General features: G+C 64.6%; 9 protein-coding genes. 4 read left to right on the top strand and 5 right to left on the bottom strand.

The genetic code is table 11. The features are described 5' to 3' along the window. Window positions 1-187 precede the first annotated feature (187 nt). Genes BWR02_RS05780 through BWR02_RS05770 form a run of 3 tightly spaced genes read left to right on the top strand, consistent with a single transcriptional unit; the run spans window position 188 to window position 2,793 of the window. Window positions 188-781: an RNA polymerase sigma factor gene (locus BWR02_RS05780; RefSeq protein ID WP_139556804.1), complete on the top strand. Its 594-nt coding sequence runs from the start codon at window positions 188-190 to the stop codon at window positions 779-781. Beyond that, the gene (locus BWR02_RS05775; RefSeq protein WP_139556803.1) at window positions 763-1,470 is read left to right on the top strand and encodes an anti-sigma factor; all 708 of its coding nucleotides are present in this window, start codon (window positions 763-765) and stop codon (window positions 1,468-1,470) included. The genes BWR02_RS05780 and BWR02_RS05775 overlap by 19 nt, the downstream gene beginning before the upstream one ends. A 21-nt stretch (window positions 1,471-1,491) precedes the next feature. Further along, entirely contained in the window at window positions 1,492-2,793 is a 1,302-nt protein-coding gene (locus BWR02_RS05770) for a S8 family serine peptidase (RefSeq protein ID WP_139556802.1), read from the top strand. A gap of 114 nt (window positions 2,794-2,907) precedes the next feature. On the opposite strand, the gene BWR02_RS05765 is transcribed toward BWR02_RS05770, so the two are convergent. Genes BWR02_RS05765 through BWR02_RS05750 form a run of 4 tightly spaced genes read right to left on the bottom strand, consistent with a single transcriptional unit; the run spans window position 2,908 to window position 8,225 of the window. After that, entirely contained in the window at window positions 2,908-3,699 is a 792-nt protein-coding gene (locus BWR02_RS05765; protein ID WP_162560039.1) for a trypsin-like serine peptidase, read from the bottom strand. Beyond that, on the bottom strand, window positions 3,696-5,072 hold the full coding sequence (locus BWR02_RS05760) for a TolC family protein (protein ID WP_139556800.1): 1,377 nt from the start codon (window positions 5,070-5,072) through the stop codon (window positions 3,696-3,698). Before BWR02_RS05760 ends, BWR02_RS05765 begins: the two co-directional genes overlap by 4 nt. Before the next feature lie 3 nt (window positions 5,073-5,075). Then, window positions 5,076-6,419: an HlyD family type I secretion periplasmic adaptor subunit gene (locus BWR02_RS05755; RefSeq protein WP_139556799.1), complete on the bottom strand. Its 1,344-nt coding sequence runs from the start codon at window positions 6,417-6,419 to the stop codon at window positions 5,076-5,078. A gap of 33 nt (window positions 6,420-6,452) precedes the next feature. Next, window positions 6,453-8,225 carry a type I secretion system permease/ATPase gene (locus BWR02_RS05750; protein ID WP_139556798.1) on the bottom strand — a complete coding sequence of 591 codons (1,773 nt, stop codon included), beginning with the start codon at window positions 8,223-8,225 and terminating at the stop codon, window positions 6,453-6,455. A 252-nt stretch (window positions 8,226-8,477) separates the two neighbouring features. On the opposite strand from BWR02_RS05750, the gene BWR02_RS05745 reads away from it, so the two are divergent. Further along, window positions 8,478-8,867 carry a YceK/YidQ family lipoprotein gene (locus BWR02_RS05745; protein ID WP_236101985.1) on the top strand — a complete coding sequence of 130 codons (390 nt, stop codon included), beginning with the start codon at window positions 8,478-8,480 and terminating at the stop codon, window positions 8,865-8,867. A 238-nt stretch (window positions 8,868-9,105) separates the two neighbouring features. Here BWR02_RS05745 and BWR02_RS05740 read toward each other — a convergent pair whose 3' ends face one another. Then, the gene (locus BWR02_RS05740; RefSeq protein ID WP_201276175.1) at window positions 9,106-15,783 is read right to left on the bottom strand and encodes a peroxidase family protein; all 6,678 of its coding nucleotides are present in this window, start codon (window positions 15,781-15,783) and stop codon (window positions 9,106-9,108) included. Between the last annotated feature and the right edge of the window lie 35 nt (window positions 15,784-15,818).

The raw sequence follows: 15,818 nt of genomic DNA, 5'->3' as shown, positions 1-15,818 counted from the left end.
ACCTTCACAGAAAATTGAAGATGAGAGAAACACAAATCCCTGAGCGTGTGTCGGTCTGTGGTGAGTCGCCGCCGTTGGCGGGTGGCAAAGTGTGTCCTGTTGCCGATTTGGGGGTCAGGCCGGCGTCGACGCGCATGCATGCAATGCAGCGCTCCCGTTGTCACCTGCCAACCCACCAAGGTCCCACATGAGCCAAGGCAGACCAAAGGATCCGAGCGATGAAGAACTCATTCGCAGCGTCGCGCAGGGTGACAAACAGGCGTTCGGCGTCCTGTATGGCCGCTACGCTGACTATGTTTCCCGTTTCGTGTACCGCATTGCGCGTGGCGCCGAGAACGCCGAAGAGATCGTCAACGACGTAATGATGGTCGTGTGGCAGAAGGCTGGCACTTTCAACGGAACCTCGAAGGTATCCACGTGGATCCTCGGCATCGCGTACAACAAGGGGCTGAAACTGGCCGGAGCCCGGGGGGGCGAAGCGCAGCACATCGATCTCGACGAAGCGGAGCCCTTTCTGCCGTGCGAGCACTGCGCCGGGCTTCGTGATTATGAACTTCAGGAGTGGCTGGATCGCGCGCTGGAACTGCTTTCCCCGGAACAGCGCGCGGTCATGGAACTGACCTGCGTGCAGGGTTTGGGTTACGAGGAGATCGGGGAGATCCTGGGTTGCCCGCAAAACACCGTGAAAACCCGGATGTTTCATGCGCGCCGGAAGCTGAAGTCGCTGTTCCCCGAATTGGCCGAAAGCCGGAGCCTTTCCGAATGTGTGTCCACCGCGTAATTCAGCGATTCTTCGGTTCCAGCATACGGCACGACGAGGCGGTCCTGCTGCTGCCCTGGTATGCAAACGGCAGTCTGAAGTCCCCAGAACAACGCCGAGTGCATCAGCACGTATGCCGGTGCGAAGCCTGTCGCGCGGAACTCGCCCGTCTCGAGGTCTTGCGGCATAGCTTGCGCAACATGCCGGTGCCGGTCATCCGCCGCGCGGCGCTCGACAGCCTGATGGCGTCGATCGAGCGATTGGAGCAGGAACAGGCCGAGGTGTGTGCCGATCATGTCCGCGCGAGTGCCAGGCCGGTCCAAGAACCTCGCTTCGGGTGGATTTCGTTCGCCTGGTTGCCACATGCACCGATGGCAGCGGCTGCGGGCCTGTTCCTGGCGATCGCGCTGTTGGGGTGGAACGGGGTCGCAATGCGCTCCGCCGACTACCGGACCCTTGGGAGCAGGGAGGCGGTCGTGTCCGGGTCCGATCGCAACCTCCACGTGGTATTCGAACCCGGGTCCGATCCGGGCCGGATAGACGCGCTGGTGAATTCGGTGCGCGGGCAGATCGTCGATGGGCCCTCGGAGTTGGGCGTCTACACGATAAGAATCGATGGCGACGCCAGCGCGGTGACGCAGGCGGCGGCTCGGCTGCGAATGAATCCACAGGTTGCATTTGCCGAACCCGCGGCGCCGCCGCTGCCCTAACCGCGTGTGGTGAGTGTCGCGATGATTTCCAGAACGACAACGTCAGCTATCCGGGGCGCGCTCGCCCTGGGTTTCGCGCTCGGGTGGTCGTTCGCCTGCGCGGATTCGTTGTCGGGGCCCGCGGCTCCTCGTCCGCCCGCGGATGAGGAACGACGGATCCTGGTGGCATTCCCCGATGGCAGCATCGGCCGCATCCCCAGTGGGGACAGCACCAACGGCTACCGCCGCCGCGGCCACTACGGCAGTTCCACCTGGGGCGTGCGTGAGGCGGGCGATCTGCGGGATAGGCATGCCCTAGCGGAGATGGATCAATGGCCTATTCCCGTTTTGGGCATGCATTGTGTGGTCTATCGTGTCCCTGAGGGCCGTTCGGTCGAAGTGGCCATCGAGGGTCTGCAGCGGGAGGACGGTGTCGCACTGGTGGAGCGGATGCGCACCTTCCGGACGCTGGCGGAGGTCGCGTCCGATCCATATTCCCGCCTGCAGCCGGCATTGAAGACGATGCGCGTGGCGGACGTACACCCCTTTGCCACCGGCGCGAACGTGCAGGTCGCCGTGATCGATACCGGGGTCGATGTCAGTCATCCTGATCTGGTGGAGCAGATCGCCGATTCGAAGAATTTCACGGCGCATGAGGACACCTCGGTCGCAGATATCCACGGCACAGCCGTCGCCGGGATCATCGCGGCACAGGACCATAACCGGACCGGGATCGTTGGCATTGCCCCTGACGCCAAGGTCTTGTCGCTGAAAGCCTGTTGGCCTGAACAGGCGAACCGTCCCGCCTCCGTCTGCGACACCTTCACGCTGGCTCAAGCGCTGAATACCGCAATCCAGAAAAACGTGCGCATCGTCAACATGAGTCTCGCCGGTCCCGGCGATCCGCTGTTGGAACTGCTGATCAAGAAGGGCTTGGCGCAGGGAATCACGTTCGTCGCATCCGTGCCGCCGGATGGCTCTCGGGATGACTTCCCCGCGTCAGTCGATGGCGTGATCGCGGTGCGCTCCGCTGGAAGCGTACCCCCCGCCGCTGCCGTGGCGCCGCACTCCGTGGCGGCGCCGGGAACAGAGATCCTGACGACCTTACCGAACCACACTTATAGCTTCGTAACCGGCAGCTCGTATGCCACCGCCCATGTCTCGGGGCTGATCGCCCTGATGCTGCAGGCGAGGCGTGATCTGGACAATCATGCGGTCCTCGAGATCCTGAAGGGGAGTATCGTGGCGGGGGATGCGAATGCATCCGGTCGCGAGCCCATCGTCGATGCCTGTCGTGTCTTCCATAGCATCGATTCGCGCCTCAGTTGCCCGTCCGCCCTTTGACCTCGCGCTAAATTGGCGACAGGCCGCGCTGATGCAGCATACGGGTCTCGGAATGGAGGGTGCGGGCTACGCCGTCTTGTGGCGCCCGGCGGATCGGTGCCCGAGAGGGGGCAGTCAGCGCAGTTGAAGCTGATCGGCAAACGCGGAAGCGTCCACGGCGAAGCTGCCGGCGGCTTTGGCCGACGCTTCCGTGGCGGCAGAAAAGACGCCGACCACCCGGACGGTGTCGCCGTCCCGCCACAGCAGCGGGGCGCCGGAGTCGCCGCGGGTGCTGTCGCAGTCGGTCACGAGCACCTTCCCACCGAACGCCCGCTCGCGTATCCGGCAACCGTCGTCCAGGGACAGCAGATAGGGCCGGTCCTGGGCATAGCCGGCCGTCTCCAGCGCGACCGTCCCATCTTTGGCGGGAGAGAGCGTACGAACCTCGACCGGCCGGACCGGTAGCGGGGTTTCGAGGGTGATCAGCGCCCAGTCATGCGCGATGCTGTCGGCGGTGACCGCCGTCGGATCGGCCTGCGGCGAGCGCCGGATGGTCTTGCCGCGGGAATAGCCCGCATCCGTATCGCGGCGGAAACCGGCCACGAACACGATCTCCCCGGGTTCCAGCCAGCGGCTGGCCAGCCGGCTATAGACGCAGTGCGCGGCAGTCAGGACGGTGTCGGGTGCCACGAGCGTGCCGGTGCAATGACTACGGCCGCCGGCCTGATTGACGCGACCGACCGCCTGCCAGGGCCAGGCCGTGGAATCGAGCGGGACGCGGTCGTCGTGCCCGACGATGCCGGGCAGCGCGCGCGCCGACGGAGTGGCGGGTATCGCGAGTTCCTCCGCGGCCCAGGTGGCGAAGGTGGCGGCGAGTGCGATGGCGGCGAGCCCGGCGCGCCGGCGCGTTGTGCGGACGGATCTCAAGACTTGTCCGGCTTGCCGGCCGGGGCGGCTTGCGGTTTGCTGACGAACCAGTTGCCGATGGCCTCGATTTCCGGGTCATGCAGGCTGCCCGACCACATGCGCAGCGCGATCAGTGCGCGGACGAAATCGTAACGGGCGCGCGCCTGCTCCACCCGTCCGCGCAGCAGCAAGCGCCGCGTCTCGAGCACGTCGACGATGGTCGTGGTGCCGAGGTCATAGGCCTTGTACTGCGCGTCGACGGCCTTGGCGCGGGCGATGACCTCCTGGTTGGTCGATTCGATCCGCGCATGGCTGGCCATCACATCGAGAAACGCGGTCCGCGTTTCCTTCTCGATCTCGCGCCGCTGCTGCTCGTACTGTTCCTTCATCTGATTCCAGCGCGCCACCGATTCCTGAACGCGCGCCTGCGTGCCGCCGCCGGAATAGATCGGGACCTGGATCTGCACGCCGACGGATGCCGAGGTATAGGGCGGGAAGCGGCGATCCTGAAAACCCAGGTTCGAGTAGGTCTGGGAAGCGACCAGATTCGCGCTGGGCAAGTGCTCGGCCTGACTGCCCGAGACCATTTTCGACGAGCCCTCGATCGCGTGAGAGAGCGCCGTCAGTTTGGGGTTGAAATGCAGCGCATCGCGGACCCAGTCGTCGATCTGGCCGGACATCAGCGTGAAGCGCTCCTGCACCAGCGGCGAAACGTTCCTGACACCGACACCAGTGGTCTCGCGGAGCTTTTCGAGCGCGACGGCCTTGGCGTTGTTGACCTCGATTTCGCGCGTGATCAGGGCCGAGAAATAGGCTTCCACCTGATACAGGTCGGTCACGGTGGCCATCTGCCGTTCCTGCATGTAGCGCATCTGCTCCAGCTTTTCCTTGACCGATTCCTTCTCGGCGACCACGTAGTTGATGTCCGCGTCGGCCAGCAGCGCGTTCAGATAACGGTCCGCCAGATCGTAGGCGACCGCCATGCGCACCGCGTCGACCTCGTTCTCGCTCTGCAGTGTGAAGGCTTCCGCGCCCTGCAGCCGCAGGTAGGACGGCAGATCGAACAAGGCCTGCCGTGCCTGAATCGAGCCCTGGTTACCCCAGTATTGTTCGCTGAAATCGCGGTTGTCGGGCAGGTTCTGGGGGCCTCGCTGCAGGCTCTGCCGGAAGTCGACCTTCTGGTAACTGCCGGTCGCCATCAACTGCGGCAGCAGCTTGCTGAGTGCCTGGTCCTGCTGCGCCTTGGCCTGGTCCAGCGCGAATTCCTTGCCCTTCAGGATCGGGTTGCTGTCCAGCGTGATGCGGTACAGTTCGAGCAGGGATTCCGCCCGGGCCCCGGTCGCGGCGGCGCCCAGCAGGCACAGGACCGGAATCAGACGTCGCGCGCCGACCATGGCTCAGTCCTCGATCAGCGAGCGCGCGAAGGTATCCCGGATCGGGTCGATCAGGTATTCCATCAGGGTCCGTTCGCCGGTGTTGATCAGCACTTCCGCGGGCATGCCGGGCAGCAGGTCGAGATTCTGCCGCGCCAGATCCTGCAGCCCCTCGGGTGTGATCTCGACACGGGCCAGGTAGTAGCCGGCGCGGTCCTGTTCCGTGGCACCGTTCTCGTCCGCCAGACGGTCGGCCGAGACGGCGATCAGCTTGCCCTCGATCTTGGGCGTGTTGCGCGACTTGAAGGCGCTGAACCGCACTTCCGCCATCTGTCCGACCCGCACCCGGTCGATGTCCAGCGGTGACAGCCGCGCCTCGACGATCAGCTTCTCGTTCTGCGGCACGATGTCCAGCAGCCGCCCGCCGGGTGGAATCACCGCGCCTATCGTGTGCACCGCGAGCCCCAGCACCATGCCCGGCTCGGGCGCCTTGATGATGGTGCGTGCCACCGTGTCCTGCAGCGACTGCAGCTTTTCCTTCAGTTCGAACAAGGCCGCCTGCACCTCGCTGAGTTCCTTGGCGACCTCGCGCTGGAATTCCTTCTTGAGCTGCAAAATCTTCAGCTCGGTCTCGCTGATCTGCAGTTCGGTCGCGGCCAGGTCGGACATCAGTTCGCCGCGCTGGCCTTCGGTGTTCGCGAGATTCCGCTCGAGGTCGCGGACCTTCTGCTTCTCCGCGTAACCCTCTTTGAGCAGGGACTGGAAATCCTTCAGCTCTTCCTCATAGGAGCGCACCAGCCGCTCGTGGCTGCCGATCTGTGACTCGAGTCCGTGGGCCTTGTGTCGCAGCTGGCCGATCTGGCGTTCATAAAGGCTGATCTCGCCTTCGTGGGCCGATTTGCGGACATTGAATGTCTGCGTCTGCACGCGTATCGATTCCTCGGCGCGTGGGTCGTGCGCGTTCTGCATCAGTTCGGACGGATACTTGACCTGCTTGAGTCCGTCCCGCTGCGCCAGCAGCCGCGCCTCACGCGCCAGCGAGATCAGGTACTGCCCCCGCACGACTTCCAGCTGGGCTTTGGCCTGGGTGCTGTCCAGCGTGACCAGTACCTGATCTTGCGTGACGATGTCGCCGTCGCGGACGTCGATCGTCTTGACGATGCCGCCTTCCAGATGCTGGACGGTCTTGCGGTAGCGCTCGACCGCAATCAGGCCGGGCGCCAGCGCCGCGCTGCTGAGCGGGGCGAGCACGGCCCAGCCGCCCAGGCCGCCGAACATGATCAATACGGCCCCGATGCCCCAGCGCCGCAGTCGGCGGTCATCGGTGCGAACGGCCGGTACGGTGGGAGTCGGAGAGGGGGAAGACATCGGTAGCGACAAGTGTTGGGGCGCGGGGGAGTCCTAGCCCGCCGGAGCGGTCTGCGTGGCCAGCGTCGGGGCCGGAGCCGCGGGCGTTGGAGCCGCGGGCGTTGGAGCCTTCTGCTGGAGCGCGGCCAGCACCTGATCGCGCGGTCCGTACATCGCGCTCTGGCCGTCGACCAGCAGCAGGATCTTGTCGACGATGCCGAGGATGTTGGGGCGGTGGGTGACCAGCACGATCGTGCTGCCGCGCTGCCGCATCTGGACCACGGCCTTGACGAGCGCATTCTCGCCGTCCTGATCGAGGTTGGAATTCGGCTCGTCCAGCACCAGCAGTTTCGGGCTCCCGTACAAGGCTCGCGCCAGCCCAAGGCGCTGCTGTTGACCGGCCGACAACATCTTGCCCTGGCCTATGATCTTGGTTTCATAGCCCTCGGGCAGCCGCAGGATCATGTCGTGCACCCCGGCCGCCTGCGCCGCGGCGACCACCTGCGTGGGGTCGATCGTCCCGAAGCGGGCGATGTTCTCGCTGATGCTGCCATCGAGCAGTTCCACATCCTGCGGCAGGTAACCAATGTGCTGACCGAGCGCCTCGCGATCCCACTGGTCGAGTTCCGCACCGTCCAGGCGCACGCTACCGGATACCGGTTTGTAGAGGCCCAGCATCGCCCGGACCAGCGTCGACTTTCCGGCTGCGCTGGGACCGATGATGCCGACCGCCTGTCCCGGCTCTATGGTCAGCGTGATCCCCTTGAGCACCGCGCCGGCCGCGCCGGGCGGGGTGATGACGGTCTTGTCGAAGGCAATTTCACCGCGGGGCTCGGGAAGGGGCATCGGCGGGGCGCGTTCGGGCACGGTTTTCAACAGGCCGTCCAGGCGCCGATAGGCTTCGCGGGCCTGCAGGAAACCCCGCCAGTTGGCGATCATCAGGTCGAGCGGCGCCAGGGCGCGCCCGAGCAGGATCGAGCCGGCGATCATCAGGCCGGGGGTGATTTCCCGGTGGATGGCGAGGTAGGCGCCGAGGGCCAGGATCAGCGACTGCAGCGTCAGCCGGTAGGTCTTCGACAGCGACGTGATCAGGCCCGATTTCGAACTGGCCTGGCTTTGCAGGCCGAGCAACGCGACCTGGCGGTCCTGCCAGCGGCTGCGCATCCGCGGCAGCATGCCCATCGCCTCGATCACTTCGGCATTGCGCAGGTTGCGCTGCGTGAACTGGTTGGACTCGATGGACTCCTGATTGGCCCGGCCGAGATTGTCGCGGGTGGCGATTTCGTTCCAGACCGCGATTCCGCCGAGCACGACCATCGAGATGACGGCCAGATACCCGAACCAGGAGTGGAACATGAACATCAGCACCAGGTAAAAGGGCATCCAGGGTGCATCGAAGAAGGCAAACAGGCCCGGGCCCGTCAGGAACTGGCGCAACTGCAGCAGATCGTTCAGCGGCTGGACGGTGGACATCCTGCCGCCGCTGGCCAGCGCCTGCGTGAACATGGCATCGAACACGCGACCATTGAGGACCTGGTCGAGGCGATTGCTGGTGACGATCAGGACTTGGGCGCGCAGCCATTCCAGGCCACCCATGACGACATACAGGAACACCGCGATCAGCGTCAGCATCATCAGCGTGGACTCGCTGCTGCTGGCCAGCACCCGGTCGTAGACCTGCATCATGTAGATCGACGGCAGCAGCAGCAGCAGATTGATGAACAGGCTGAAGAAGCCTGCCGTCACGAACGAGCTGCGGCACAGATCGAGCGCTCGCCTCAGATCCGGTTCCGGACCGGAGCGCAGCGCGGCCGTTCGGGATGTCATCGTTGCGAAGTCCTTGCTGTTGACGATAGGTGGGCGACTCGGACAGTGCGCTGTCGGGCCCCACTGGATTCGTCGAGCGGTACCGCCGATCAGTGGACGAAGGTGTTATTACCGCGATTGACTACCATGAGTCTACCGCACCGACGAGTTCCTAGCATAGCGCAGAAACCTGGACCTCTGCCTCGTGTTTTCGGATAGTCTATCGCGGCGCGCCACAGAGCCATCGGTATAGCGGAGTAAGCAATCGTGTCTATGAAATTTGGATGGAGAAAGCCTGAGGAGGTTGAGTCCGTCGTTTGCCACGCAAAAACGTTTGACGCGCTTCGGGTATTGGCGGTGGTCATCGCCGGTGCGGCGCTGACGGCGTGCGCGAGTATCGAACAGCGCGGTCTGGCCGCGTTCGATCCGCCCCGGGCCGAGCCCTGGACGATCTATCCTGGCACGTTGCAGGATGCACGGACCATCCGAGCGGCGTTTGCCGGTGATCACCTCGGAGGCAATGCCTGGCTGAAGGCGCCGGTCGCATTGCTGGATCTTCCGCTGTCGATCACTGCCGATACGATCTGCCTACCTTACGATGCGGTGGTCGTCGCAAATGCCGCCCCCGCGGTATCTGATAGTGGCCGAAACAGCCCCCCGTAAGGGTTGCTGCCATTGATTCGGGTCCACTTGGGTCCGGATCTGCCCCGCCTGTTTGCTTTGGATTCAAGGTACAGCCGACCCTTGCAAGTCGGCTGAATTTTTCACGTTTGACCTAGAGGCAGGCAGTGTCTGCCGACACTCTCTGTCCTGCACATTAAAGATCTCTGACCGGGGCCGATGCCGGCGAGGCGTTGAGCAGTTGGCTGCGCACGCGCCTCGTCGACAACCCCCGTACGGGCTATGCCGTGATCGTCAGATCGCCCCCGGCGAGGTTGATTGACGCGACCGTGGTCACGCCCACCAGTTCGACATGGACATCGTTCGCACCGACCCCGGCCACGCCATCCGAGACGAACAGGTGGTAATTGCCGGCGCCACCGACACGGAACAGCGCGAACTCGCCCGCTGCATCGGTCGCCGCGGTGAACCGCGCGGCAATGTCACCAATGGCGTCCGCCAAGGTCCCTCCGGACCCGGCTGCAAAGGTGGCGACTCCGGTCGTCTGGTTAATGGAGGCCTGCGTGGCGGTTGCTGCGGCGGCAGAACCGCCGCGCGTCAGCGCCGCGCTGAAGTCGATCAGGTCGCCGATACCCGCGCCGCCTTTGGCGTAATCGGTGATCGAGTCGAAGGTCGCCGCCGATGCGCTGCTGTCGCCCGCCGCGAACGCGAACGTATCTCGACCGGCGCCGCCGGTCAGGGCATCGACGCCGACACCACCGATCAGGCGATCGGCGCCACCGCCACCGTTCAGCACGTTGTTGCCGGCATTGCCGGTCAGGATGTTTGCGCCCCCGTTGCCCGTGCCGTTGATGTTGCCCAGGCCAAGAAGCGTGAGGTTCTCTACGTTGGTGGCTAGGGTATGAGTGACCGAAGCCTGCACGGTGTCGGTACCGCCGCCCGCGGCCTCGACCACGACATCGCCGGCATCCTGGACCTGGTAGGTATCGTTGCCCGCACCGCCGGTCAGACGGTTGCTCACTCCAGCGCTGCCGATCAGCAGATCGTTACCCGAACCGCCAACCACACGCTCAATGCTGGTCAGTGTATCGTTGCCGGTCTGCGCGCTGGATGCCGTGCCGACCCCGAGATCGACCGTCGCATCCGCAGAGGTGCCTCCCAACGAATAGGTGTCGGTGCCGGCCCCACCGCGATAGTCGTCATCCCCATCGTTGATGCTGGCGAAGAGCGTATCGCCACCACCACCGCCATCGACGATGTCGTTGCCGGCCGCGCCGGTCAGCAAGTCGTTCCCGGTCAGACCGAGGATCAGATCGTCGGCGGCGGTACCGACGACCGTATTGTTGGTCGTCGTGCCGGTAATCACCGCCAGTGCGCTGGACGCCACCGTCTTGAGGCCGAAGCCGTCGTCGTAGCTGGCCGTCACCCGCACCGTGGCGTTGCTGAGGCCGGTTACGGTCGCTGCCGTTGCTCCGGCGATGTTCTGCCAGATCCCGCCTACCTGCCGCTGCCACTGGTACTGGATGCCACCAACGATACCGTCGGGGTCGGCCAGATCATTGGTTGCCGTCAGGCTCGCCGTCGCGCCGGTGTTTACGTACGAGGCAATACCGACGGTGCCGGAACCGGCCTCGTCGACATTGTTCAGCGTGACGATGAGGTCCTGCGTGACGGTGACCGAGCCATCGTCGACCGCGACCGTGACGTCATACAGGTTGTCGCCATCGGCATCGCCCGGCGTCTCGAAGTCCGGCGCGTCGATGAAGCTCAGGTCACCTGTGGTCGCATCGATCTGGAACAACGCCGCATCCGCGCCGCCGGCGATCGCATAGCTGAGTGTCTGCGCCGGCACGTCGGTGTCCACGGCCGTCACCGTCGTCACGAAGGTCGTGTTTTCGTCCAGGGCGGGTGCAGGGTCCGACGAGAACGTCGGCGCCGTGTTCTCAACCGCGACATCCAGCACCGTAATCGACAAGGTCTGCGTGTCGGTCGCCGCGCCGTCGCCGACCTCAACCGTGACATCATAGATGTTGTCGCCATCGGCATCCCCCGGCGTTTCGAAATCGGGTGCCGCCAGGAAAGTCAAATCGCCGGTTGTCGCATCGATTTCGAACAACGCCGCATCCGCGCCGCCGGCGATCGCATAGCTGAGTGTCTGCGCCGGAACGTCAGTGTCAAGTGCCGTGACCGTGGTGACGAACGTCGTGTTCTCATCCACGGCTGCGACAGGATCCGACGTAATGGTCGGGGGTTCGTTCACATCGAGCACCGTAACCGACAACGCCTGCGTAGCGGCCACCAGGCCATCACTGACCTCGACGCTCACGTCGTAAACGTTGTCACCGTCGGCATCGCCCGGTAGATCGAAGTCTGGGGCTGCGACGAAGCTCAGATCGCCGGTTGTCGCATCGATCTGGAACAGGGCGGCGTCGGCGCCGCCGGCAATCCCATAACTGATTGTCTGGGCCGGAACATCGCTGTCCAGGGCCGTTACCGTCGTGACGAAGGTCGTGTTTTCATCCACGGTGGCAACAGGGTCCGAGGTGATCGTCGGAGCTTCGTTCACGTCGAGCACCGTGACCGACAGGGTCTGCGTGTCGGTCGCCGAGCCGTCGCCGACTTGCACGGTGACCTCGTAGACGCCATCCCCGTCGGCATCCGCCGGCAGTTCGAAATCCGGCGCCGTGATGAAGCTCAAGCCGTTCTCGAATGGGGTCGCCGTCGGCAGCAGTTCGAACAAGGCCGCATCGGCACCGCCGACGATTTCGAAGATCGGGTCGGACGGCCCATCGACGTCGAGCACGCTGATCGTCGTCGCCAGCGTCGTGTTCTCTTCGATCGCCACCGCTGCGGTTGCCAACGCGCCGTCACTGATGATTTCCGGCGGGGTGTTGAAGAGATTCGCCACGGCGAACTGGAAGCCGCCGAACTCGAGGTACTCGCAGTTGAACACCCGGTCGATGCCGTCACGAATCTGTGCGCCACCGCCACCGCCGCCGCCACCCAGGCCGAGTGCCGTGATGTGCGCGACGGTGATGCTGCCGTCGGCGTTGAGCGTCAGCGTGTAATTGGTCATGACGTCGCCAAACACCGCTGTGTCGACGCCGGTGTCGAATTCGTCCCCATCGACGATTTCGCGCTCCGTGACCAGTTGCCCCGGGTTCAGGGTGCGATCGAGCATCAAGGCGCTCAAAGCGCGTCCGCCGTAGAGCGCGCTGCCCGCGGCGTCGCGGACCGCGCTGCTCATGTCATCGGCCCAGCCGAGCGCATTGCCGGCCCCGTCATTGACACGAATCTTCACATTCAGCCAGCGATCGCCGTCGATGATGTCGTCACCGCTCATGCCCCACAGCCGATCGCTGCCGCCACCGCCCAGCAGGATATCGGACGGCGTGTCGATCATCGTCAGATTGCCGGCGACATCGGGCACGAGGGCGCCCGGGTCCAGCACGACGACATTGATGGTTTCCGCGCCGACCGTCAGCGTGGCCCGTCCTAGATGGGCCACCAGGGTGTCGAGCCCGGCGATGCGCGCGACCCCTTCTTCCGTCAGCACATTGGCATAGGATAGGAACGGGGCGGCGGGATCCGGCTGCAGGCCGCCGGGCTCGCCGACCCCCAGAAAGCCGCCGGTCAGCACGTCGCGCCCGGTCAGCGTGTCGTCGTGAATCCAGCCGGACAGGCCCTCGACCTGATCGAAGCGATCGAGCAGCAGCAGTTCCGGCGCGGTCACGAAAATCGGGATGCCCAGGTCGGTATTGGCAGCGGCGGAATCGCCCTTGTGGATGGCCCAGTCGAAGCCGGCCAGGCCGTTGTTGGTCTGGACGCCGGGACCCTGGAACATGATGTCGTCGCCCGACTCGGCGTTATAAACGCCGTCGTTGCCGCGGCCGTTCAACACATCGTGCCCGATCAGCGTGCTGTTGAAGAGCGGCGCCCCGTTGTCGCCGAACAGCGTGTCGACCCCGGCACCGCCCTCGAGCCAGTCGTCACCCTCGCTACCGTGGATCAGGCTGCCGCCGGTCGCTCCGGCAAGGAAATCGTTGTCGAGGCCGCCGGTAATGGTATTGGTGTCCGTGCCACCGAAAACGAAATCCTGACCGCTGCCCCCAAGGATCACATCCAGACCGCCACCGCCGTTGATGACGTCATGGCCCGCGTCACCGTGGATCGTGTCGAAGAGCGTCGAGCCGGAATCGGTGATGATGTCGTTGCCGTCGCCCCCGAAGATACGGTCGTTGCCCGCCCCCCCTTCGAGGCGGTCGTCACCCTCGTCGCCCCACAGGGTGTCGTCATCGAGACCGCCGATCAGGGTGTCGTCTTCGCTGGTGCCGCCCAGCACGACCTGATCGTTGCCGGTGTAGCGCAGATAGTCGCCGTCGCCGTCGTTGTCGAGATCCCGTCGCACGACCATCGGATTCATGGCCTGCAGCACCGGATTGGCATGGACCGGATCGGGCACGTTCTGCCGCGTCTGATCCAGTTCGAGGATGTAGTCGGGCTGCAGGAACATCGCGCCGGGCAGGTGGGTGGCCCCGGGCTGACCGAGATCGGTGTTCCGCATGACCAGTTCCGCGAACGAGTCGGCTTCCAGTTCGTTCAGCAGGTTAAGGCCCGCGGCGCGGCTCAGATAGTAGAAGCGGTCGCCGGTTTGCAGTTTCTCCATCTGCACTTCGAACACGAAATTGAACGTCGTGCCCAGCATGCCGCCGAACGGCATCTTCTGTTCGGCCAGACCGCCGATCCAGAAATCGACGTCGTTCAAGCCGCCGAGCGCACCACCGGCGTACGCGCCCTCGGCATTCAGGAAGTCCAGGCGATCCGCGGGTTCCCCGGCGCCCCCGAACACCAGCAGCGTGGCGGCGTCACGCTTGGCTTCCAGCGTGGGCGCCGAGGTGATCGAATCGTGCGTGCCGTAGGCTGCAATGAAATTGATGATCGAGGCCGGATGCTTCAGGTGCAGCGCGAAATCGGCCCAACTGGCGTAAGGCGCCAGGGCACTGTCACCGGTTTGCTCGAAGAATTGCGCGCGCGCCACATTCAGCGATGGCACGCCGGCTTCACGCGCGCGGGTCATGTTCAAGGTCGCCAGGTCCAGCGGCAGGCCGACGAGATTGTTGCGCAGCGCGCCGGTCACGAACTCGTCGATCTCGTTGCCGACCTGACGCGTCATGCCGCGGATGATGGCACCCGCCGCCGCATCGGGGTCGAGGCCGCTCGCCGAAAACTCGACCGGGTTCAGGAAGGCCTCGATCAACCCGATCGGGTCGGCCGTCTGGCCGTCGGCACTGAGGCGATCGACGGTCTCGGTCAGCATCGAGTGTCCGAAACGGTACACGACGTTCGCGAATTCGGAGACGATCGCCGGATCGATATCCACACTGGTGGTACCACCGAAAGCATCGATCGTCGGCGAGACGGTGCGGACGAACTCCTCGAATACCAGATGCTGGTAGACCATCTCGGTACTGAAGCGCGCCGCCTGGAACAGCCGCTCGCCATCCCACTGCAGTGTGCTGGTATCCGCAGGGATCGTATCCACTGCGGTTAGCAGCCATTCGTTCAGGAAGGCGACATCGCCCGAGGACAGCAGCACGTCCTTGATCTGGGCGACGCGCTGGTTATGCTCCGAATGGAACACATGATGCACCGCCGTCAGGCCGATGTTCTCGTTGCCGCGACCGTCGCCGACGACGAAATGCTGGTCGAGCAGTTCGTCATCGTAAGTCCCGGTGGGCTGAACGTCGGCGGCCGTGCTGACGTCGAAGTTTGCGTCGGGCTCTTCTCCCTCACCCGGATCGGCATTGTGCGCGATGTCGACCAGGAAGGCATGACCGGTCGCCAGCGCGCTGGACGCCAGTACCGGCGCCAGCGGATTGCCTTCGACCAGCACCGGGGCATCGGGCGTGCCGGTGACCAGTTGCGGGAAGCCGTTGGCACCCGGGATGAAGTTGCCGTAGAGGTCGGTCGCGACCAGCGGCACCCGGTGCACGTCATGATCCGACAACTGGATACCCAAGATATTCGCCGCCTGCGCCTTGACATCCGCCCAGGTGGCCAGTCCCCCATCGGCGCCCGTCAGCAACCGGCCGGTCGCGACCGGCACGCCGTCGGCGTTCAGCACGTACTCGCGCAGGAAGACCTGGTGTGACTCGTGCGAGGTATAAGTCTGATTCTGATCGATGAACGGAGTCGTCCGGTTGATCTGCGTATCGTCCGCGGTGCCCAGCACGCCATCCGCACCCGGGCCGCGCGTGGCACGCGTCAGCACCATGAAATTGGTCGGACTTTCCGGGTCGTAGAGCGGATCGTCCGGCTGCAGCGGCACGAACACCAGGCCGTTGCCGCCCTTGTCGGTCAGGTCCAGGCCGTGGTCGAAGAACTGCCCGAACAGCGTCATGAAGCCGCTGAAGGGAGGGCCCTGCCCGACGTCGGTCGCGACGTTCGGAATCACGACGCTGCCGTTGTCGACGACGACACCGTACTGATCCAGCTTCGCCTGCAAGACGTCCTGCAAGCCCGCATCCGCAGGGTCCGCGGCGGCGGCATCCCGAGCCGCCACGATCTCGGCCAGGGCCTGTTGCGAATTGTTGGTTTTATTGGCTTCCAGCGCCGCCAGGATCGCCGAGTCATTGTTCAGCGACTGGTCGACCACGAGATTGCTGACCGTCCGTGGCTGGGAATCGATCACGACCCCGGCGGTCTGCGTGTAAGAAGTCCCGCCTTCCGCGTCCCGATAGTAGGGGTCCAGCAGGCGCGGCATCGGCTGATCGGCCGATCCGGCCAGCGGATTCACCAGATTGTTGTATTGCCCGCTGACGGTCCGCAGGCCCCAGGGCAGCAGGCTGGGGATCGGGACACCCTGCGCGTCGACGTACTCGGTGTAGTTCGTCGCGACGTGATTCTCGGCAATCTTGATCTGCTTCAGGATGAAGTTCAGATCGTCTTTATTGAGCATGACCATGGTGAAGAATTCCTACAGTGCTAAAGGAT

Source organism: Methylotetracoccus oryzae, from assembly GCF_006175985.1.
GTDB lineage: Bacteria > Pseudomonadota > Gammaproteobacteria > Methylococcales > Methylococcaceae > Methylotetracoccus > Methylotetracoccus oryzae.
Note: the sequence above shows the minus strand (reverse complement) of the source record. Positions and strands in the feature narration are given on the sequence as shown.